22 protein-coding genes are annotated in these 21,041 nt (G+C 33.6%); 12 read left to right on the forward strand and 10 right to left on the reverse strand.

What is annotated here, in order from left to right:
* Nucleotides 1–86: 86 nt before the first annotated feature.
* The 4 genes from ligA to ACFFGA_RS08240 form a co-directional block, all read right to left on the reverse strand.
* Nucleotides 87–2,081, reverse strand: a complete 1,995-nt coding sequence (gene ligA, locus ACFFGA_RS08225; RefSeq protein ID WP_386062325.1) for an NAD-dependent DNA ligase LigA — start codon at nucleotides 2,079–2,081, stop codon at nucleotides 87–89.
* A 453-nt stretch (nucleotides 2,082–2,534) separates the two neighbouring features.
* Nucleotides 2,535–3,116 (reverse strand): LOG family protein, encoded by a 582-nt coding sequence (locus ACFFGA_RS08230; protein WP_386062328.1) that lies wholly within the window; start codon nucleotides 3,114–3,116, stop codon nucleotides 2,535–2,537.
* 1 nt (nucleotide 3,117) lies between these two features.
* Nucleotides 3,118–4,005 (reverse strand): peptide chain release factor N(5)-glutamine methyltransferase, encoded by an 888-nt coding sequence (gene prmC / locus ACFFGA_RS08235; RefSeq protein WP_386062330.1) that lies wholly within the window; start codon nucleotides 4,003–4,005, stop codon nucleotides 3,118–3,120.
* 3 nt (nucleotides 4,006–4,008) lie between these two features.
* On the reverse strand, nucleotides 4,009–4,500 hold the full coding sequence (locus tag ACFFGA_RS08240; protein ID WP_386062333.1) for a GNAT family N-acetyltransferase: 492 nt from the start codon (nucleotides 4,498–4,500) through the stop codon (nucleotides 4,009–4,011).
* A 61-nt stretch (nucleotides 4,501–4,561) separates the two neighbouring features.
* On the opposite strand from ACFFGA_RS08240, the gene ACFFGA_RS08245 reads away from it, so the two are divergent.
* Genes ACFFGA_RS08245 through ACFFGA_RS08265 form a run of 5 tightly spaced genes read left to right on the forward strand, consistent with a single transcriptional unit; the run spans nucleotide 4,562 to nucleotide 8,087 of the window.
* Nucleotides 4,562–5,020, forward strand: a complete 459-nt coding sequence (locus ACFFGA_RS08245; RefSeq protein WP_386062335.1) for an LEA type 2 family protein — start codon at nucleotides 4,562–4,564, stop codon at nucleotides 5,018–5,020.
* A 1-nt stretch (nucleotide 5,021) separates the two neighbouring features.
* Complete coding sequence (gene ribD / locus ACFFGA_RS08250) at nucleotides 5,022–6,026, forward strand: bifunctional diaminohydroxyphosphoribosylaminopyrimidine deaminase/5-amino-6-(5-phosphoribosylamino)uracil reductase RibD (RefSeq protein WP_386062338.1); 1,005 nt, start codon at nucleotides 5,022–5,024, stop codon at nucleotides 6,024–6,026.
* On the forward strand, nucleotides 6,013–6,630 hold the full coding sequence (locus ACFFGA_RS08255) for an HAD family hydrolase (RefSeq protein WP_386062341.1): 618 nt from the start codon (nucleotides 6,013–6,015) through the stop codon (nucleotides 6,628–6,630). The genes ribD and ACFFGA_RS08255 overlap by 14 nt, the downstream gene beginning before the upstream one ends.
* Nucleotides 6,627–7,475, forward strand: a complete 849-nt coding sequence (locus ACFFGA_RS08260) for an EamA family transporter (protein ID WP_386062344.1) — start codon at nucleotides 6,627–6,629, stop codon at nucleotides 7,473–7,475. Before ACFFGA_RS08255 ends, ACFFGA_RS08260 begins: the two co-directional genes overlap by 4 nt.
* Nucleotides 7,476–8,087 (forward strand): IMPACT family protein, encoded by a 612-nt coding sequence (locus tag ACFFGA_RS08265; protein ID WP_386062347.1) that lies wholly within the window; start codon nucleotides 7,476–7,478, stop codon nucleotides 8,085–8,087.
* Here ACFFGA_RS08265 and ACFFGA_RS08270 read toward each other — a convergent pair.
* Nucleotides 8,082–8,489, reverse strand: a complete 408-nt coding sequence (locus ACFFGA_RS08270; protein WP_386062350.1) for an acyl-CoA thioesterase — start codon at nucleotides 8,487–8,489, stop codon at nucleotides 8,082–8,084. The genes ACFFGA_RS08265 and ACFFGA_RS08270 overlap by 6 nt on opposite strands.
* Before the next feature lie 197 nt (nucleotides 8,490–8,686).
* Here ACFFGA_RS08270 and dnaA point away from each other — a divergent pair, with 197 nt between their 5' ends.
* From dnaA to ACFFGA_RS08290, 4 genes are all read left to right on the forward strand, one after another.
* On the forward strand, nucleotides 8,687–10,114 hold the full coding sequence (gene dnaA / locus ACFFGA_RS08275; protein ID WP_386062353.1) for a chromosomal replication initiator protein DnaA: 1,428 nt from the start codon (nucleotides 8,687–8,689) through the stop codon (nucleotides 10,112–10,114).
* A gap of 12 nt (nucleotides 10,115–10,126) precedes the next feature.
* Nucleotides 10,127–10,591 carry a low molecular weight protein-tyrosine-phosphatase gene (locus tag ACFFGA_RS08280; protein ID WP_386062355.1) on the forward strand — a complete coding sequence of 155 codons (465 nt, stop codon included), beginning with the start codon at nucleotides 10,127–10,129 and terminating at the stop codon, nucleotides 10,589–10,591.
* Between the two features lie 66 nt (nucleotides 10,592–10,657).
* The gene (locus tag ACFFGA_RS08285; protein ID WP_386062357.1) at nucleotides 10,658–12,046 is read left to right on the forward strand and encodes a PQQ-dependent sugar dehydrogenase; all 1,389 of its coding nucleotides are present in this window, start codon (nucleotides 10,658–10,660) and stop codon (nucleotides 12,044–12,046) included.
* Entirely contained in the window at nucleotides 12,046–12,762 is a 717-nt protein-coding gene (locus ACFFGA_RS08290) for an SAM-dependent methyltransferase (RefSeq protein WP_386062360.1), read from the forward strand. Before ACFFGA_RS08285 ends, ACFFGA_RS08290 begins: the two co-directional genes overlap by 1 nt.
* On the opposite strand, the gene ACFFGA_RS08295 is transcribed toward ACFFGA_RS08290, so the two are convergent.
* From ACFFGA_RS08295 to dapF, 5 genes are all read right to left on the reverse strand, one after another.
* Nucleotides 12,759–13,415, reverse strand: coding sequence for a peptidoglycan-binding protein LysM (locus ACFFGA_RS08295; protein ID WP_386062362.1), 657 nt, complete (start codon nucleotides 13,413–13,415; stop codon nucleotides 12,759–12,761). The genes ACFFGA_RS08290 and ACFFGA_RS08295 overlap by 4 nt on opposite strands.
* A 117-nt stretch (nucleotides 13,416–13,532) precedes the next feature.
* On the reverse strand, nucleotides 13,533–14,438 hold the full coding sequence (locus ACFFGA_RS08300) for a DUF2279 domain-containing protein (RefSeq protein WP_386062364.1): 906 nt from the start codon (nucleotides 14,436–14,438) through the stop codon (nucleotides 13,533–13,535).
* 4 nt (nucleotides 14,439–14,442) lie between these two features.
* Nucleotides 14,443–15,486 carry an endolytic transglycosylase MltG gene (gene mltG, locus ACFFGA_RS08305; RefSeq protein ID WP_386062367.1) on the reverse strand — a complete coding sequence of 348 codons (1,044 nt, stop codon included), beginning with the start codon at nucleotides 15,484–15,486 and terminating at the stop codon, nucleotides 14,443–14,445.
* Between the two features lie 3 nt (nucleotides 15,487–15,489).
* On the reverse strand, nucleotides 15,490–16,014 hold the full coding sequence (locus tag ACFFGA_RS08310) for a GNAT family N-acetyltransferase (RefSeq protein ID WP_386062370.1): 525 nt from the start codon (nucleotides 16,012–16,014) through the stop codon (nucleotides 15,490–15,492).
* A complete protein-coding gene (gene dapF, locus ACFFGA_RS08315) occupies nucleotides 16,008–16,787 on the reverse strand; it encodes a diaminopimelate epimerase (protein WP_386062373.1) in 780 nt (259 codons plus the stop codon). Before dapF ends, ACFFGA_RS08310 begins: the two co-directional genes overlap by 7 nt.
* A gap of 148 nt (nucleotides 16,788–16,935) precedes the next feature.
* Here dapF and ACFFGA_RS08320 point away from each other — a divergent pair, with 148 nt between their 5' ends.
* The 3 genes from ACFFGA_RS08320 (at nucleotide 16,936) to ACFFGA_RS08330 (ending at nucleotide 20,777) form a co-directional block, all read left to right on the forward strand.
* Nucleotides 16,936–18,348: a trypsin-like peptidase domain-containing protein gene (locus tag ACFFGA_RS08320; protein ID WP_386062376.1), complete on the forward strand. Its 1,413-nt coding sequence runs from the start codon at nucleotides 16,936–16,938 to the stop codon at nucleotides 18,346–18,348.
* A gap of 139 nt (nucleotides 18,349–18,487) precedes the next feature.
* Complete coding sequence (locus ACFFGA_RS08325; RefSeq protein ID WP_386062378.1) at nucleotides 18,488–19,936, forward strand: glyceraldehyde-3-phosphate dehydrogenase; 1,449 nt, start codon at nucleotides 18,488–18,490, stop codon at nucleotides 19,934–19,936.
* Nucleotides 19,937–20,150: 214 nt separating this feature from the next.
* Nucleotides 20,151–20,777, forward strand: a complete 627-nt coding sequence (locus ACFFGA_RS08330; RefSeq protein ID WP_386062380.1) for a tRNA (guanine-N1)-methyltransferase — start codon at nucleotides 20,151–20,153, stop codon at nucleotides 20,775–20,777.
* Nucleotides 20,778–21,041 lie beyond the last annotated feature (264 nt).

Here is a 21,041-nt window from a genome sequence, read left to right on the forward strand (position 1 = left end):
TTAATGCATCAAATATAAAATAATTTTACAATTAAACGATAAAAAAATACATTTTATCGATAAAAAGCATATTTTTTTGTAGGAAATTATTTCAAAATCTCTAAAAACTCCTGCTCTGTAAGGATTGGAACACTCAAGTCTTCTGCTTTTACGCGTTTACTTGGTCCCATTTTATCACCTGCCACCAAGTAACTTGTTTTAGATGAGATAGATGAGGAAACTTTGCCTCCGTTATCTTCTATGAGTTTTTTGAGTTCATTTCTAGAAATACTTTCAAAGACTCCAGAAACTACAATTGATAAGCCTTTTAACTTATCAGTTTGATTCGCAAGTTTCTCAGCAGAGATTTCTAACTGTACTCCAAAAGCCTTTAATCGCTCTATAATGGTTCTGTTTTCTTCTGAAGAGAAAAACTCAACAACACTTTCAGCAATACGCTCGCCTATTTCATCAACTGTAACTAAATCTAAGGTTGAAGCAAACATCAATGCATCAATAGATTTGTAATGCCTAGCTAATTTTTTAGCAACTGTTTCACCTACATAACGTATTCCGAGTGCAAAAAGTACACGCTCAAAAGGAATTTGTTTTGAAGCTTCTATTCCATTAATTAAATTCTCGGCACTTTTTTCTGCCATTCGCTCTAACGGAATAACTTGCTCTACGGTCAGTTCGTATAAATCTGAATAATTACTGATCAATCCTTCTTTAACCAATAATGCAACTGTTTCACCTCCCAAACCATCAATATCCATAGCTTTTCTAGAGATGTAGTGCTGAATACGACCAACAACCTGCGGTGGACAACCATTATAATTAGGACAATAATGTTTCGCTTCTCCTTCTATACGTTGTAATTCGGTATGACATTCTGGGCAATGGCTTATGTATTGTGTTGGCTGTGAATTTTCTGGTCTTTTGGTAAAATCCACTGCAATAATCTTCGGAATAATTTCACCTCCTTTTTCTACAAACACCTCATCACCTTCTCTTATGTCCAATTTTTCAATCTGATCGGCATTATGTAACGACGCACGTTTTACTATTGTTCCTGCAAGTTGCACAGGTTCTAAATTGGCAACTGGTGTTATAGCACCAGTTCTACCAACTTGGTATGTAATTTCATTTAATCGTGTTGAAACTTGCTCTGCCTTAAACTTATAAGCCATTGCCCAACGCGGAGCTTTTGCCGTAAAGCCTAGCTCATCTTGCTGATAGAAACTATTAACTTTAACTACTACTCCATCTATTTCATATGGTAAATCATGGCGATGTTTATCCCAATACTCAATATACTCTAAAACCTCATCAATGGAATTTACTAGTTTAGCTTCTTTTGGTACTTTAAATCCCCAAGCTCTCGCCTTTTCCAAACCTTCAAACTGCGATTGAATATTGAGATTATTACCTTTTATACTATAGAGCAAACACTCTAAAGGTCGTTTAGCAACTTCAGCACTGTCTTGTAGCTTTAAACTTCCTGAAGCTGTATTTCTTGGGTTTCGGTAAGGTTCTTCGTCATTGGCTATGCGCTCTTCGTTCATTTTCAGAAAGCCTTCAATAGGTAAAATTATTTCACCTCTAATATCAAAACGCTCAGGATAATCTCCTTTTAGTTGCAACGGAACCGTTTTTATGGTCTTTACGTTTGCTGTTACTTCATCTCCTTGCACTCCATCACCACGTGTCACGGCTCTTAGCAGCTTTCCGTTTTCGTAAGTTAGGTTCATAGACGCTCCATCATACTTAAGCTCACAGGTATATTGCACCTCACCATCGACCATTTTTTTAATCCTCGTTTCCCAATCCAATAAATCTTCTTTAGAATACGAATTGTCTAAAGAATACATCCTGAAATCGTGAACCGTTGTTTTAAAATTTTTGGTAATCTCACCTCCTACGCGTTGTGTTGGCGAATTGGCATCAAAAAACTCAGGGTGCGCCTCCTCTAAAGCCTGAAGCTCCTTTAACTTTATATCGAACTCGTAATCGCTAATTGTTGCATTATCTAAAATGTAGTAATTGTAGTTGTGTTGACGTAGCTCGTCTCTAAGTTGTTGTATTTTTAGAAGTACAGTCATTTCAATTAATTCATATTATTATTTTTTACTTAAACTATGCCATACAGAATATGAACCTAGAAAAAAACTTATTGGTAAAGTTACAATGAAAAGGCTTTCATAGTAATTATCAATTATTATTGAATATATTATGTAAAAAACCAAAGAAAAAGCCCAGCAAAAACAAAATATTGTAAAAATCTTCAATATCATTTTACCCAAATTCACACTTGCAAATTTTTTAAAAGGTTTGTGAATTTCCATAATTCTAGGAAAAAAATAAAATACGTGATACACTATATTAATTGTAATTGCAATAAGATTTTTTTCACTTAATTCTGCATTCAATATAAATAATAATAGTACTCCTAAAACAATACTAACATAGCTAAAAAGCCTGTAATATTTATTAATATCCTCCTTGGTTAGTTTCAATTTATCAAATTATTTCTATTCCTTTGCCTTCGCAGGAATTTAGAGCCTTTCTTTATTCAACCATTGTGGTGCAGGCAATGGTTTGTAATTATTCATTTTTTCTAATAAGCCATCAATAGTAGTATCTACCACCACAGCGTCTAAATTTTCTTGTTTTAAAAATCCACGACTTACCATCATTTTGCATTGCATTATTAAAGCATCATAATAACCGTTGGTGTTTAAAATTCCGATTGGCTTGGTATGCAATCCTAATTGTCCCCAAGTTGTGATTTCGAAAAACTCATCCATTGTGCCAAATCCACCTGGAATAATGATAAAGCCATCACTTTTATCGTACATAATCACCTTTCTATCGTGCATGTTATCTGTGACGATTAATTCGGTAAGCTCAGTATGAACAATTTCTTTTGTTTTTAAAAAATGTGGAATTACTCCAATGGTTTCACCATTATTATCAATGACTCCTTGAGCTACTTTGCCCATAATACCAATCTTAGCAGCTCCATATACTAAAGTTATATTTTTTTCGGCAAAGGTCTTTCCTAACGCATAAGATTCATTAATTATTTTCTCATCATTACCTTCACTACTACCACAAAACACTGCTATATTCTTCATATTATTTTTTTCTTCCTTTAAGCATTCGATCATTACCATTCAAATCTTTCAACAATACCACATCCTCAAAGTTAGCATCTACTAATAATTGTTTGGTGTCGTTTCCAAGGTACTGGTTAATTTCAAAAAATAGTTGAGCCTTTGGCTTTAAGTTTTCAACAGCAAACTTTGTGATTGCTTTATAAAATTGAAGAGGGTTTTCATCCTCAACAAACAAAGCCAAATGCGGTTCATTGTCCAAAACATTGGGTTTTATTTCTGCCTTTTCTAGGTTTCTTACGTATGGTGGGTTGGAAACAATAAGGTCTAAAAACCCCTTCTGTCGCTCCGCGACATCTTCCCAAAGGGAAGAATCCTTCAACTTTAAAATATCTGCTTTTATAAATGTAATGTTTGCGTTATTATGCTTTGCGTTATATTCGGCTATTTCTAATGCTTTTTCAGAAATATCTAAAGCATAAACCTTTGCGTTTGGCAAATGTTTTGCCAGACTGATTGCTATACAACCAGAACCTGTGCCAATGTCAAGGATTTTTGGTCGAGATTCATCACTATGTTCTGAATGACACCTGATAATTAAATCAACTAATTCCTCCGTTTCTGGTCTTGGAATGAGCACATTTTCATTCACTTTAAAAGGCAAGCCATAAAATTCAGTTTCACCTATAATATATTGAATTGGTTTCTGCAGTTTTAAATCTTCTAACACCTTAAAAAATATATCAGTTTCAGATTTTGTAATTGTAAATTCTGGCTCCAACGTTAATTGAATTCTAGGCACAGACAAATAATGCTCTATTAATAGGTAGAAAAAACTTTGCACCTCTTCCTTACCGTAAATAGCATCGAGTTCTTTGTGGAATATATTTTTTAAATCGAGTAGTTTCAAATCTTACAAATCTTTAAGCATCCATTCTGTACAGGAATAGTGACCTGTGTCTCCAAGAGGTTTGTCAATACTTTTAAAACCTACTTTTCTGTACAATTTTCTAGCCTCTTCCATATAAGGCAATGTTTCAAGATAACATTGCTCAAAACCAACTTGCTTTGCAAAATCAAGGCATTTCTCCATCATTTCACTACCCAATCCTTTTCCTCGTGCTTCAGGCATAAAATACATTTTTTGTAATTCGCAGACATTGCTATCGTAATTATCTAATGGCGAAATTCCTGCTCCGCCAAGAATAGCATCACCTTTAGCAATAACAAAATACTTTTTCTTTGCTTCGCTGTATGTTTCCGTCATGCAATCCAAGGCTTTATCCTCGTATGCAGTACCGACTTTTGGCACTCCGTATTCTATTAAAACCGAACGAATTGCTTTGGCTATTTTAGGATTATCTTTGAGTTCTATTTCTCGAATAACAATAGTATCTTTACGCACTCTAAGGGTTATTTTTTTACTGATTTTTCTTCGGTATGAAGATACATATAATTACCATTTTATGCTGAAAAGATATTTATTGTTTTTGCTGTTTTTTACACTAGTTTTCAACTGTACTGTGACCGAAAAACCAGAGTTTATAGGCTTAGAAAACATCAAGGTAGTAAATTCTAATATTCAGACAATTACGCTAAAAGCCGATGCATTGTTTATGAATCCAAATGATGTTGGAGGTTCTTTAAAAACGGATGACCTTAAAGTATATATTAATGACACCGAAGTCGCCACAGTAGTTTCGGACGAGTTTAATGTACCTTCGAAAAAGAATTTTACAATTCCTCTCATAGTTGCAGTAGCAACAGATAGCATTATGGACAACAAAAGCCTTGGAGGTTTACTAGGTAGTTTAATTTCGCAACGTCTAAAAGTGCAGTATAAAGGTGATATAAAATATAAAGTTTTAGGCTACTCTTCTACGTATTCCGTAGATGAAACCCAAGAACTAAAAATAAAGCTATAGTTTGCAAAAGCACGAACTCTATATAAAACGTTGTATAAAAATTGCCAAAAATGGTTTAGGCAAAACACGACCAAATCCTATGGTTGGAGCCGTTGTAGTTTACAAGAATAAAATTATTGGTGAAGGTTTTACAAGTGCTTATGGTGGTAATCATGCTGAAGTCAATGCTATAAATTCGGTTGACGACAAATCATTGTTAGCAAAAAGTACATTATACGTAACACTAGAGCCTTGCAGCCATTTTGGAAAAACTCCACCATGCAGTGACTTAATTATAAAACATCAAATTCCAGAGGTTGTTATAGGTTGCATCGACGACAATCCTGAAGTTGCTGGTAAAGGCATTGCTAAACTGAAAGCTTCTGGTTGTAATGTTATTGTTGGTGTTTTAGAGGCAGAATGCAAGCTTCATCATAAGCAATTTTTCACCTTTCATAATAAAAAGCGTCCTTATATTATATTGAAATGGGCAGAAACTGAAGATGGTTTTATTGCTCCTATAATAAAGGACGAAAAAAAGCCGGTTTGGATTACAAATCCTTATTCGCGCCAACTTGTACACAAATGGCGTGCAGAAGAACAAGCTATTTTAGTAGGAACGAATACCGTTTTGGATGACAATCCTAGTCTAACAGTTAGAGATTGGATTGGCGAAAATCCTATTAGAATTGTTTTGGACAGGACATCTAAACTACATTCAGAATTCAACGTATTTAATGACGATGCCAAAACCATTAAAATTACAGACCAACAGATAGATTTTAGTAAACCCATTGCCAATCAAATTTGTGAAGTACTATATACCCAAAATATCAATTCGGTTATTATTGAAGGAGGAGCACAAACACTTCAAACTTTTATAGATGAAGATTTATGGGACGAAGCAAGAGTTTTTACAGGAAATGTAGTGTTTACAACTGGCACAAAAGCACCTCTATTTAAAGGAGCTCTTATTTCTGAAACGAAAATTAAAACAGATTTATTAAAAATTTATGTCAAAGGTTAAAACGTTAATATTCGATTTTGGTGATGTTTTCATTAATCTAGACAAACAAGGAGCGATGCAAAATGCTTTAAACTTGTTTAAACTAGAGACTTTTGAAGCTGATATGATTGAAACCAACATTCAGTATGAAATTGGTAAGATTTCAACAGCTGAGTTTGTTGCGTTTTATAAGACTAAATTTAAAAGTATTAATGAAACAGATCTCATTTATGCTTGGAACTGCATAATCAAAGATTTTCCCGAACATCGATTAGAGTTTATAAAAAATCTCGCTCAACGAAAAGATTATAAACTCATATTATTGAGCAACACCAATAATATGCATATTGATTTCATTAAACAGAATGTTCCATTTTATGAGGAATTTAAAGCCTATTTTGATGCTTTTTACTTATCTCAAGAAATCAATCTAAGAAAACCAAACGCAGATATTTTTGAATTTGTTTTAGATGAAAATAAATTAAAAGCTGAAGAATGCCTTTTTATAGATGACACAAAAGACAATACAGATACGGCAGGACAATTAGGCTTTCACACCTGGAACATTGACGAAACACGTGAAGATGTTGTTGATTTATTCAAAATAAAAAAAGAACTGTTTTGATTTATTTAATACTAAGCATCTTATCCTCTACGGTAATTTTTGTATTCTTTAAACTATTTAGCAAATACAAGGTTAACACCTTACAAGCAATTGTTGTTAACTATTTTACAGCGTTTATTTGTGGCTTACTATTGTATAAAGGAGACATAAAAATTTCTTATATTTTGGATAGTGACTGGTTGTATGTCGCAATCGGATTGGGTTTATTGTTTATTACCATATTTAACATCATGGCGCTCACGGCTCAAAAAAATGGTTTATCAGTAGTTTCTGTAGCAACTAAAATGAGTGTTATAATCCCTGTGCTATTTGGCATATATGTTTATAATGAGAGTGCTGGCTATCAGAAAATTATCGGAATCCTACTGGCTTTAATAGCCGTTATTCTTACAGCTTTAAAACCAAAGGATAAAGCTGTGATTAGTAAGTTTAGTTATCTACCAATCCTACTATTCTTGGGTTCTGGCATCATAGACACTAGCGTCAACCATTTTGCACCAAAAGATAACCTAACGCTTTTTTTATCCATAATCTTTGCAATGGCTGGTTTAGCAGGAATATTTATTTTACTCTTTAAACATATAAACCAAAAGATTTCACTCAAAGCAAATAGCCTACCCTTTGGTATTGCCCTAGGGATAGTGAATTATTGTTCATTATACTTCCTTTTAAAAGCTTTACAAGTAGAAGGTAATGAAAGCTCAACCATTTTCACCATAAATAATGTGGCGATTATTGCAATTTCTACACTTACAGGATTAGTATTATTTAAAGAGCGCATATCTATTAAAAATTGGATAGGTGTAGCCATAGCGTTGATCTCCATAATTTTAGTAACACTTTAAATGTTAGATAACCAAGATACATACAAAACCATATCAAAACCTGCAGAAGGAGAACTCTTTAAAGACAAAAACAGCAAGTTTTATGGTTTCGCTTACCCAGTTACAACGGAAGAAGAAATAAAAACACATATTGAAACACTAAAGAAAGAACACTATTCCGCAAGACATTGGTGCTATGCCTACCAATTGGGCACAGAAGCTATTCAGTATAGAGTAAATGATGATGGCGAACCTAATAATTCTGCAGGAATGCCTATATATGGACAAATACAATCTTACGACCTTACAAACATCTTAATTGTGGTTATCAGATACTATGGAGGCGTAAAATTAGGAGTTGGTGGTTTAATTAATGCTTATAGAACTGGTGCGCAATTAGCTTTAGATGCTGCAGATATAATTGAAAAAACCATAAATCAGGCATTTCAGCTGAGATTTGAATATAAAAACATGAGTAAAGTGATGAGAATACTCAAAGAAAATCAAGTTGAAATCATCAATCAAACGCTAGAACACAATTGTCTGTTAGAAATATCTGTCAGAAAAGGTAACAGTTTTAAAGTTTTTGAACTCTTTAATCAATTTTTTGGCGTTGAAATACATGAATTATAACGAATAATTTTGCAGTTGGTCTAAAAGATATTTTGGGCATCGCGTAGGCCTGTTTCGTTTCATGTCTATAAATGCCAAAATTGTTGATCCAGTAGCCAGTAATTCACCAGATTCATTTATTAATTCGTATTCAAATTCTATGGAAGCTGTTGGCATTTTTTTTAACTTAGTTTTTACTTTAAGCACATCGTCATAACGTGCTGAATTTTTGTAATTTATGGATAGTGAAATTACGGGTAGCATTATGCCATCTTCTTCCATACGCTTATAACTAAGCCCAAACTGGCGTAACCACTCTGTTCTACCAACTTCAAAATAAACGGCGTAATTAGCATGGTACACAACTCCCATTTGGTCAGTCTCACCATAGCGTACTTGTATTTTTGTTTCGTTAAAATTCAATTCTATGCTTTTGTTTAGGAAAAAATTTGTAATTTTCAAATGTTTTAAACATGGGGAAAAATTTCCGAAAATTCAATAGAATTTGATTTTTTTTTTAAGAATTTTGTTCACATATTTGTCCTGTTCAAAACAACAAGAGAATCCTTATTCTCTTTTTTTTTGCTAATCTAACTAACAACGAAAATTTAACTTAACGAATGGAGATCACAGCGGAATCTGTATGGAGTAATTGTCTCGCCTTTATAAAAGATAATATACAACCACAAGCCTATAAAACATGGTTTGAACCTATACAAGCTGTAAAACTTTCAGGAAATGCTTTAAGTATTCAAGTTCCTAGTAAATTTTTCTACGAATGGCTTGAAGAGCATTACGTGAAAATTTTAAAAGTATCTCTTACAAAAGAATTAGGTGAAGACGCAAAACTGGTTTATGTTATTAAGATGGAAAACACTTATGGCAACAAGCAACCATTTACGGAGAAAATCCCTAGTTCTAATAGAAGCGCTGTTAAATCTCAAGATGTAGATGTTCCTTTCAATAATAAAAGCCCAGAGTTAAAAAATCCATTTGTAATTCCAGGTATTAGAAATGTAAAGATTGAATCTCAGCTTAACCCAAGTTATAGCTTTGAAAATTTCTTAGAAGGAGACTCTAACCGATTGGCTAGAAATGCAGGAATAGCTGTTGCTAACAAACCAGGTGGCACATCATTTAATCCGCTTCTAATTTTTGGAGGTGTAGGTTTAGGTAAGACACATTTAGCACACGCTATTGGTGTGGATATCAAAGACAAATACCCTGAAAAAACGGTTTTATATATTTCTGCTGAAAAATTCACACAACAATACATTGATTCTGTAAAGAAGAATAATAGAAATGATTTTATTCACTTCTATCAAATTATAGATGTACTCATTATTGATGATGTACAATTCTTATCAGGAAAAACTGGCACACAAGACGTATTCTTCCATATTTTCAATCACTTACACCAAAACGGTAAGCAAGTTGTTTTAACAAGTGACAAAGCACCTGTTGACATGCAAGATATTGAACAACGCTTATTATCGCGTTTTAAATGGGGACTTTCTGCAGAATTACAAACACCAGATTTTGAAACTAGAGTATCTATTTTAAAGAACAAACTCTACAGAGATGGTGTAGAAATGCCTGAAGAAATTATTGAATATGTTGCCAAGCATATCAAAACCAATGTAAGAGAGTTAGAAGGAGCCATAATTTCATTAATCGCACAGTCTTCTTTTAACAAAAAAGAAATCACAATTAATCTCGCCAAGGATATTGTAGAGAAGTTTGTTAAAAACACTAAGCGCGAAGTTTCTATAGATTATATACAAAAGGTAGTTTCAGATTACTTCCAAATGGATGTAAATACACTTCAATCTAAAACGCGTAAGCGTCATATTGTACAGGCACGTCAATTGGCTATGTTCTTTGCTAAAAAATATACCAAAGCATCACTTGCTAGTATTGGCTCTCAAATAGGGCAAAGGGATCACGCTACTGTATTGCACGCTTGCAAAACTGTTGACAACTTATCATCTACCGACAAGCAATTTAGAAAGTATGTAGAAGATCTTTCTAAAAAGTTAGCACTTTAATCATAAACACTTATGACTAGGATTTTAATGGTGTGTCTCGGTAATATTTGCCGTTCACCACTAGCACACGGTATTTTACAATCCAAACTTCCTGAAGATAAGTTTTACGTTGATTCTGCAGGCACAGCTGCTTATCATGTTGGCAATAAACCAGACCATCGCTCTATTAAAGTTGCCAGAACTCATGGCATTACTATTAGCAATCAAAAAGCTAGACAATTTAAGGTCGAAGATTTTGATAACTTTGATTATATCTTCGCCATGGATCAATCTAATTATTCCAATATAATAAGCTTAGCAAGACATACTGATGATATAGAAAAGGTGAAATTGTTTTTAGAAGCGAACAATTCTATTTCCGATAAAAATGTACCAGACCCTTATTATGGCGATATCAGTGATTTTGAATATGTTTTTGACTTATTAGAAGCTACTTCCCAGTTGATTGCAGATAATTTAACAAGTGCTCAATTGTAACGATATTCTTACTATTGCGCTATTTTTTGTATCTTAGTATCAACAACATTCTTAAAAAAAATTGACATGAAAACTTTACACTTTTTTATATGCTGTTTCTTTTTTGTGTTTTGTAATGCACAAGATTTAGAACTTGAATTGTTTGCGTCAGGCTTAAACAGACCTGTAAACCTTAAGCATGCTGGAGATAGTCGATTATTTGCCGCAGAGCAAGATGGCATCATTAAAATCATAAATTCTGATGGCTCAGTAAATAGTACACCCTTTTTAGATATTGATACACGTGTTAATAGTTCGGGCAGTGAACAAGGGTTATTAGGGTTAGCTTTTCATCCAAACTATGCAACTAATGGTTACTTTTTTGTAAACTACATTAATAATTCAGGAAATACGGTTGTTTCAAGATTCTCTAGAGACAGTTCTAATCCATCAATTGCCGACCCAAATTCGGAATTAATAATTCTTTCGTTTTCCCAGCCATTTAGCAATCATAACGGAGGTGAATTGCAGTTTGGACCAGATGGCTATTTATACATTTCCAGTGGAGATGGTGGTTCTGGTGGTGATCCACAAGATAATGGACAAGATTTAGGAACCTTTTTAGGTAAAATATTGAGAATTGATGTAAACAATTCAACGACTTCAAATCCTTACGATATTCCTGCGGACAACCCATTTGTTGGTACTGCTGGAGCCAATGAGGAAATTTGGGCTTATGGATTACGAAATCCGTGGAAATTTTCATTTGACCGATCCAATGGAGACATCTGGATTGCTGACGTAGGTCAAGATGCTTTTGAAGAGATCAACAATGCTCCTGGCTCAGCAGCCGGTCTCAATTATGGCTGGAGGTGCTATGAAGGTTCTGCCACATACAATACCACAGGCTGCCCAAGTAGTAGCTCATTAACTTTTCCTGTTGCAGAATATGGAAACCATAATATTTATTGCTCTATTACTGGTGGCTATAGGTACAGAGGTTCTGAATTTCCAAACTTTAATGGATTGTATTTCTTTGCGGATGTTTGTACACAAGAAGTCGGTTTTATAGAAGATGTAGGAGGCAGTTGGTCCATGACTTTTGAAAATTTCTCTGGAAGCTTAGTTGCTTTTGGTGAGGATATTAATGGAGAACTTTACGTTGCAAGTTTAGGTGGAAACATCTCTAAATTAATTGATGCATCATTAACTGTTGACGAGCAAGACTTATCTAACGTATCAATATATCCTAATCCAACAAAGGGTGAATTGACTATAGATTTTTCATCTATAAATTCTTCAGTATCTGCGGAAGTTTCAATTTATAATATTCAAGGCAAAGCGATAAGCACCATAAATAAAGATGCTGACACTGTTCAAAAAATTGATACATCCCAACTTGCAAAAGGTATTTATATATTAAAAATAAATACCAGTAATAATCTGCAGAGGGTACATAAACTCGTTATAAATTAATGAAAGAAAACACTGGTAAATTACACCTTATTCCAACGAGATTAGGAGATAATCCGCCTTTGGAAGTCTTACCAATCTCAATAAAGAAAGTAATTGAAGACGTTGATTATTACATTGTTGAAAATGAAAAAACGGCACGTCGCTTCATTAAACGTGTATTACCAAGCAAGTCTCAACCAAAACTAATCATTAAGGTACTTAATAAATATACTACTGAAGACGAGCGTAACACATATTTAAATCCTTGTTTAGAAGGACAATCTGTTGGCTTACTTTCTGAAGCTGGTTGTCCTGCAATAGCAGACCCAGGTTCGGATATTGTGAGCTTAGCACACCAAATGAATATAAGAGTTGTTCCATTAGTTGGACCATCATCAATTTTATTAGCGTTAATGGCATCTGGAATGAGCGGTCAAAACTTCACTTTTAATGGCTACCTGCCTATTGACAAAGGTGAAAGAAAGTCAAAATTAAAAACACTAGAACGCTTGTCTTTTGAACAAAGCCAAGCACAAATTTTCATTGAAACACCTTATAGAAATATGAAAATGCTAGAGGATTTAACCAATGTACTACAACCACAAACTAGAGTTTGTGTTGCGTGCGACCTAACGCTTCCTTCTGAGTTTATTAAAACTCTTCCTGCGAAAGATTGGAAACACAATAAAGAAGACTTTCATAAAAGACCTGCCATCTTTATTATACAAAAAGACTAAATTCTTGCTTTAGCTTTTTTATTTGGTTCTACTATTGAAGTATCGTAACCAGAGAACTTTTTCATGTAGTACTTTACGGTTGAACCATATGCATCAGCAAAGTTAGTACCGCCATAACTGCGTAAATACTTTTTTACGCTACCTGGACCTGCTAAATGAGCAGCAGCTAAGATTCCAGACTCTGTTACTTTTATACCTCCAATTACTTTGCCTTCAAAACGCTTAATATCCTTTCTTAAAATCCATTTATTACGTTCAGCATTAGCAATAAATGCTTTTTCTTGTAACTCTGGATTGTATAAAAATTGATTAGGGTTATAAATACCAATAAGCTTTAAAGTCTCAGCGCCAAACTGGTATTTTCCTAAATAACCTAAAGTATTTACAGTAAAATAATCACCTCTAGATTCTTTAAAAGCTAAAGCTTCTTTAAATCCTTCAAAGGATTTACCTAAATGCGGAGTAAATATGCTATACTTAGGCTCATCTGACCCTAGTGTCATAGCCATTTCTTTAGACATATTATAGTTGAGCTCTAACCCTTCTGTGGAATACTTATCAAAATCGAGATTAGAATCTGGATACAGTGCTAAAGCAATCAGCAAACAGATTGAAAAAGGTAATGCAAAATTCTTAACGTTATTTTTAGTCATAACAGCCAATTTTAACTAATAAAACTTTTCCCCAAAATAGCTTTATTAAATCGCGTGCAAATATACGAAATTATTTTTAATACTGAAAATCAACCGTTTAACAGTTATTAATACTTGCTAAAAGTAGAAATAATGCATCTTTACACTTCCTTTACTATTAAGTTCTATTGCTGGAAAAGGAAGCTTAATTACGTTTAGAACGTCAAAAATGGATTTCAGGAAGTGAGATTTTGTTTTTATGCGGCTCAAATCAATATCTAAGCTTAGATAAAATTGACGTATTCTATTTTGATTTTGAAATAATAAATCATTGGTATCACCTGTTAACATACCCTCTGCTCCATAGCCAAATGCAAGGTTTAACCAATTAGGAATATAGTCGGTCTTTAAAAACGAATTTATATTAGCACTCAACCAATAGGTTTGTCCGTTGTAATCTTTCAGAAATTCTTCAGAAAGTCCATTACCTAATGTGTTTGGTCGCTGCTGCGCATATTTTGTTCTGTGAAAAGAATATTTGAGAAGCAGACGTTGTTCTTCCCACAGTAATTCCTGACCAACATAAAACCCTGTTCCAAAGGTATTGGCTGCAATATCTGTCCATGAAAAACCCCATTCTTCAGAAAAACCATCCATAACCTCTACTGCCGTTAAAAACCCTAAACCTAAAGTAGAGCCATAAATTAATTGGTCTTTCTTACTAACACCAGCCCAATTAAAGGTACTAGCTCCGACACGACTTAATTGATACGATGAAAAAATATGACCAAACTTATCCATTTGCAACCATTCTCCACTATCATTAATAGTTTTGAATTTTGATTTAGGATAGTCCGCATACCAAAGCTGATTTAAACCAATAAGCGTTGCAATTGCTACAGAAGATTCTGTTATAACTACTGCATTACGTCTTTGCTTATTAAGTGTGTCACTCGGTTTTAAAAACTGATTGAACTTTGACTGAGAAAACAAAGAACTACTTATTACTAAGAAAAAGGCTATATAGTAATAAGATGATTTCAAAATATTACCTATTTATACCCTTTGAAGATAAGTACCTTTGATACTCACGTGCATTATTATTGTGCTGTGCTAAGGTTTTAGCAAATTTATGATAACCCACATTTTTAGCATCTGCAGCAAAATATAGGTAACTATGCTTTTCAGGATTTAAAACAGCATTTACAGCAGATAAATCTGGCATAGCAATTGGTCCTGGTGGCAACCCTACGTTTTTATATGTATTATAAGGAGAGTCTATTTCTTTATGAATATTTAAAACACGTCTAATTACTGTGTTTTTGTACTCAGGTAATTGGTAAGCAGCAAATTTTAGTGTAGGATCTGCTTGCAATGCCATACCAATTCTTAATCTGTTTAAGTAAACACCTGCCACTCTTGGTTGTTCATCTGCTTGCTTAGACTCTTCGTGAACTATAGAAGCCAAGGTCATAACTTCATTTGGACTGAGGTTTAATTTTTTAGCTTTGGCTTTTCTACTCTCATTCCAAAAACGATTGTATTCCGTTAGCATTTTGTCCCTAAAGCCTTCAGCAGATGTATTCCAAAAAAATTCGTAGCTATTGGGCAAGTACATACCCAATGCTGTCGCTTTGGTAAACCCATTGTTGGTTAAAAAAGTTTCATCTGTCATAGCATTCAATAAGGAAAGGCTATCAGCTTCAATCTGAGTGCTTATTCTTCCTGCTAAATCATTTAAACTATTCTGATTATTAAAGGCAATCTTAATCGGTAGGTTTTGACTTCTAATGGAAGTGATAATCTCATTATTGTTCATGCCTTTTTTAATGGCATAGCGCCCAGCTTTGACGTTGGCAGTATATTTCTTTTGACTCGCTAGCGCATCAAACGTATTTATATTATCTAATAAAGGCACTAATTGTTCTCTTACTTGGTTGTAATTAGCATCAGATGGTACATATATATAGGCAACTTCATTATTAAAAGTTGTATTAGGTTTAAACATTGCTCCATAAATATAATAGGCAATTACTGCAAAAATCACTAATCCAATTAAGGCCACTGCCCAAAGAATCTTTTTTAAATACATAAATTAATCGTTAATACGTTGTAAAATATATTCGTCTGTAAACTTTTCACCATCAAAACTCCAATCTCTTTTTAAGCCTATTTTATTAAAACCATTACTCTCAAACAACTTTAAACTAGCTTTGTTATGCTTAGAAATATTGGCATACACCTGATGTAAATGAAGCGTTTTAAAACAATAGTTAACCAAAAGCTCCAAAGCTTCTTTACCATATCCTTTTTGGCGATTGGATTCGTCCTGAATTATAATACCTATTCCAGCTCTTTTATTCTTTATGTTGAAATCAAAAACGTCGATAAGACCAATGGTATTGTTATCCATAGTACAAATGGCCAATCGTAATTGCTTAGCTTCAAATATATCTTGTTGGGCATTTTTGAGGTATTGCTTAATCAAAAATCTAGAATATGGTGCTTGTGTATCGCTGAGTTCCCAGAGTGAGGTGTCATTTTCAATTTTAAACACAAAATCCAAATCTTCAGGCTCCAAGGCTCTTAAATATATATGTTCGCCTTTTAATGTTACCATTCTACTTCGCCCTTAAATACTTGTTCCGTTGGTCCTGTTAGCCAAATGTTATTATAACCTTCACCATTACATTTAAAAGTAACATTTAGTTTACCACCTGGTGTTTTTAGATGAACTGAATTACTTTTTGTCTTACCGTTAGCATGCATGGCTAATGCCACAGCTGTAACACCAGTTCCACAAGATAAGGTTTCATCCTCTACTCCACGCTCATAAGTTCTAACCGCAAAAGTATCTGCAGTTTCCTGCTCAACAAAGTTTACATTACTTCCAGCTTCATTGTAAGGTTGACCATATCTAATTTTTGAACCTAGTGATTTAACATCCAAACTTTTTATATCTGAAACAGTTTCAACATGATGAGGAGAGCCTGTGTCTAAAAATAAGTGATTGGCATGCGTTTCTACTTCTGATACATCTTGCATCTGAAGCTGTACATTGTTATTTTCAATCTTAGCTTTGTGTAAGCCATCAATGGCGACAAACTCCGTTTCATTATCTATTATACCGATAAACTTCGCAAAAGCTGCAATACATCGTCCTCCGTTACCACACATTGTACTTTCATTACCATCTGCATTGTAATACACCATTTTAAAGTCCGAAATTTTGTCATTTTCCAACAGAATGAAACCATCTGCTCCAATGCCAAAACGTCTGTCACACAGTTCAGCAATACGTTTGGTATCTTTTTTGTTTATAATTTTCAAACGATTATCGACTATAATAAAATCGTTTCCAGTGCCTTGATATTTATAAAATGTCATTGTCATAATTACCCGCAAATATAAGAATATTAGGCGGTAAAATTACTTGTTAAAGCGTAGTTAAAGTTGACGTTAAATAGTAGTTAAAATGAAAATCAAAATCAATAAATATCTAATTTTAAACGTTAAATAGTTAAACTAAATTCTGAAAAAAATGAAGAAGATTCTAACATTAGTATGTGTTTCGGCATTAGGTGGTCTATTAACTCTAGGTGGTTATAAACTTTTTGTCGAAAAAGACAATCAACAATTAGCTGTAGAACAATCATCTGATTTTCCAGTTTTTGTTCCTACTAATAACACGGTTAACACAATAAACAATGCATCTTTAGCACCAAATTTTGTTGATGCTGTAGAAAAATCTATTGATGCCGTTGTACATGTTAAAAACACAGCCATAGTTTCGGGTCATATGACTATGCAAGATTTATTTTTTGGTCGTAATTCTCAACGAGCTCAAGTTGGTACAGGAAGTGGTGTTATAATTTCGCCAACGGGTTATATCGTTACAAATAATCACGTTATACAAAATGCCAACGAAATTAGCATTACCCTAAATAATAACAAATCTTATATGGCTGAGTTAATCGGCACAGACGAAACTACAGATATTGCCTTGTTAAAAATTGATGCAGAGGAAGATTTACCTTTTATGGCTTTTGGAGATTCTGACAATGCCAAAATAGGTGAATGGGTTTTGGCCGTTGGCAACCCGTTTAATTTAAACTCTACAGTTACCGCAGGAATAATAAGTGCAAAATCTAGAGACTTAAGCGGCAGAAACCTACAATCTTTTATACAGACTGACGCTGCAGTAAATCCCGGAAACTCTGGTGGAGCTTTGGTAAACACCAACGGAGATTTAATTGGTATTAATACTGCTATTTCGTCTCGTGATGGTTCTTATATAGGATACTCTTTTGCTGTACCTAGTAATATTGCCCGAAAAATTGTAAATGATATTATGGAGTACGGAAATGTACAAAATGGGATTCTTGGTGTTGTTGGAGGTGCTCTCAATAGCAAAACAGCTGAGCAATTAGGCACAGATATTACAGAAGGATTTTATGTTAGCGAAGTCACCAGTGATACTGGAGCAGAAAAAGCTGGTATAAAATCTGGAGATATTATTAAAAAAATTGACAATGTTAAGATTAATAAATTCTCTGACTTGTCTGGTTATTTAAAAACAAAGAGCCCAGATGATGTTGTTAATGTTACTTTAATAAGAGATGGTAAAAAGGAAATACTACCAGTAACGCTTTTGAAAAATAATATTTTCAATTTACCAACAGTTGGTATTGTAAAAAATGCCTCTGAGAAAGAATTGAAAAAATATAATATTGAGTATGGTTTAAAAATTTCTAGCCTTGATGACCCTAATTATGAATCCTACTGGAGAAGGAATGGTGTTGAAGAAGGTAGTATCATCACTCGTATTAACGGAAAAAAATTATATTCTGTAGATGACGTTCAAAATGCTTTAAAAGCTAAAAACTATAATGAGCCACTTCAATTTGAAGTTATAAACAATCAAGGTGAAAAAGTGGTCTATAATTTTAGGTAAATAGATCTAAAATTCAACTAAAAAAACCCTTTAAGGATTTATTCTTTAAAGGGCTTTTTATTTTCGTTAAAAAGTGCTACGAAAACGTTTGAAATATGTATTTTTGCGCAAAATTTAAAATCACTAAACCAAAAACAAAATGGGTTTTAACGACACTTACGAAAAAGAGTTAGCGTTTCAAGCAGACCGTCGCAGAGCAACGGTTGAATTTATTAAAACTGTAAGCGACTTATGGTACGACAACTCAATTGAGCTTGTAATTTTCAGAAATCAGTTAATTGACAGAAAAGTGAGCGAAATTTTAAACTTGCATGAGTATGCAGGAGAATTTGTTCAGAAGCCAATATCTATTTTTGATTCCGTTGAGATTGCTCAAGCCATTAAGAAACTAAATTTGCCTCCTGCAAAATTAGACATCGGTAAACTAACTTACGAGTACCACTTAGAAGATCAGAAATACGACAATGCAACTGCATTTGTTTCTGCAAAATTAGGCGATTCTAAAAAGTCGAAAGACATACAACCAAAAGACGTAGTGCTTTATGGTTTTGGTAGAATTGGAAGATTAGTTGCACGTGAGTTAATGGCACGAACTGGCAAAGGCAATCAACTACGATTAAGAGCTATTGTAACGCGTGGTGAGATTAACAAAACCGTTTTAGAAAAACGCGCATCATTATTAAGAAACGACTCTGTACACGGAGACTTCTCAGGAATGGTAAGTGTTGATGTAGAAAATAGTGCACTAATTATCAATGGTACAACAGTAAATATTATTTCTGCCAATGCACCAGAAGATATTGATTACACAAAATATGGTATCAACAATGCCCTTGTTATTGATAATACAGGAGCATTTAGAGACGATAAAGCCTTAGGAAGACACTTAAAGTCTAAAGGTGTTAGTAAAGTTTTATTAACTGCACCTGGCAAAGGAGTACCAAATATTGTTCATGGTGTTAACCATTTAGAATACGATCCAGATAAAGTAGATATTTTCTCGGCAGCATCTTGTACTACAAATGCTATTACTCCTATATTAAAAGCTGTAGAAGATTCTTTTGGTGTTAAATCCGGACACTTAGAAACCATCCACGCCTATACCAATGACCAAAATTTAGTAGATAACTTTCATAAAAAATACAGACGAGGAAGAGCTGCAGGATTAAATATGGTAATTACCGAAACTGGAGCTGGACAAGCTGTAAGCAAGGCATTACCATCATTAGAAGGAAAACTAACTTCTAACGCTATTAGAGTTCCTGTTCCTAATGGGTCTTTAGCAATTTTAAGCTTAGAGTTAGAAAATGAAACTTCTGTAGAAAGCATGAACACCATCATGAAAAAATATGCACTTGAAGGTGATTTAGTTGAGCAGATTAAATATGAAATGAGTGATGAGCTTGTATCTAGCGATATTGTTGGTAGTTCTGCACCTTCTATTTACGATAGTAAAGCTACCATCGTAAGAACAGACGGTAAAAATGCCATCTTATATATATGGTACGATAATGAATACGGCTATAGCCACCAGGTTATTCGCTTAGCAAAATATATTTCTAAAGTAAGACGCTATGCTTACTATTAGAATTCTTTGAAAAAGAAAAAGAAAAAATCTTGTCTTAATGGCAAGATTTTTTTTGTTTTATAAAATATATGACATCCATTTATAAACTTCGTTCGTATATAAGTAGCCTCTCGTAATTGAGAGGCTATTTGTTTAGTAATTTATTTATAATATGCTTATAAAATTACTATCTTGGCAACTTAATTAATCTAATACAACCAAAAATACATCTAAGATGAAATTCTTAACAAAAGTCGCTGTGATTCTAGCAGTTACATTTAGTCTTCAAACTGTAAAAGCACAAACTAATGCTGATGAAGAAGAAGATAAATTATCATTAAACAGTGGTACAATTGACAGCCAGTTTGAATATATTTTTAGAAAATCTGGAAACTTTAAAGGTGTTAACGGACAGAAGTACGAAGCTGTAAAATTCTCATCGCTTTTAACCTTAAAGGCAAACGTCTTAGATTCTTTAAAAACAACCTACAAGAAGTTAGAAAATTCTGAAAACATTGTAGCGAATCAAGCCAAAGAGATAGAAGATTTAAAAGCCAAACTTGGTAATACCCAAACCACACTAGACCAAACAAATTCTGAAAAAAACAATATGGCTTTGCTAGGCATGCAAACCAGCAAAACCAATTATAATGTAATAATGTGGAGCATTATTGCTGCGCTTACAGGATTTCTGTTGTTTTTTATATACAAGTTTAAAGGCAGTAATTCTGCAACCAGAGATGCCAAGCACAAACTTGAAGAAGTAGAATTAGAGTTTGAAGAACACAGACGTACAGCTTTAGAGCGCGAGCAAAAAGTAAGACGACAGTTGCAAGACGAAATTAATAAGAATAAGTCATAACAAAACTGTAGCACTGAGCGCACCTGTGGACCGAAGCTATCGCAAAGGTGTAGTCGAAGTGTCTTAAAATATATAGATTTAAAATCCGTAATTTTTATTGCGGATTTTTTTATTCCCTATCACAACCTTACTGAATGATACACAACAGTTTGTCATTTTATTTTTTTTCAGCTAACTTCGTTTTACTTTGGATATAAAACATTTAAACGCTTTTATATCCACGAGCCATTAAACGAACTTCAAAAAAATATCTCAATTAAACTT

The organism is Winogradskyella pulchriflava, assembly GCF_042434315.1.
Lineage (GTDB): Bacteria > Bacteroidota > Bacteroidia > Flavobacteriales > Flavobacteriaceae > Winogradskyella > Winogradskyella pulchriflava.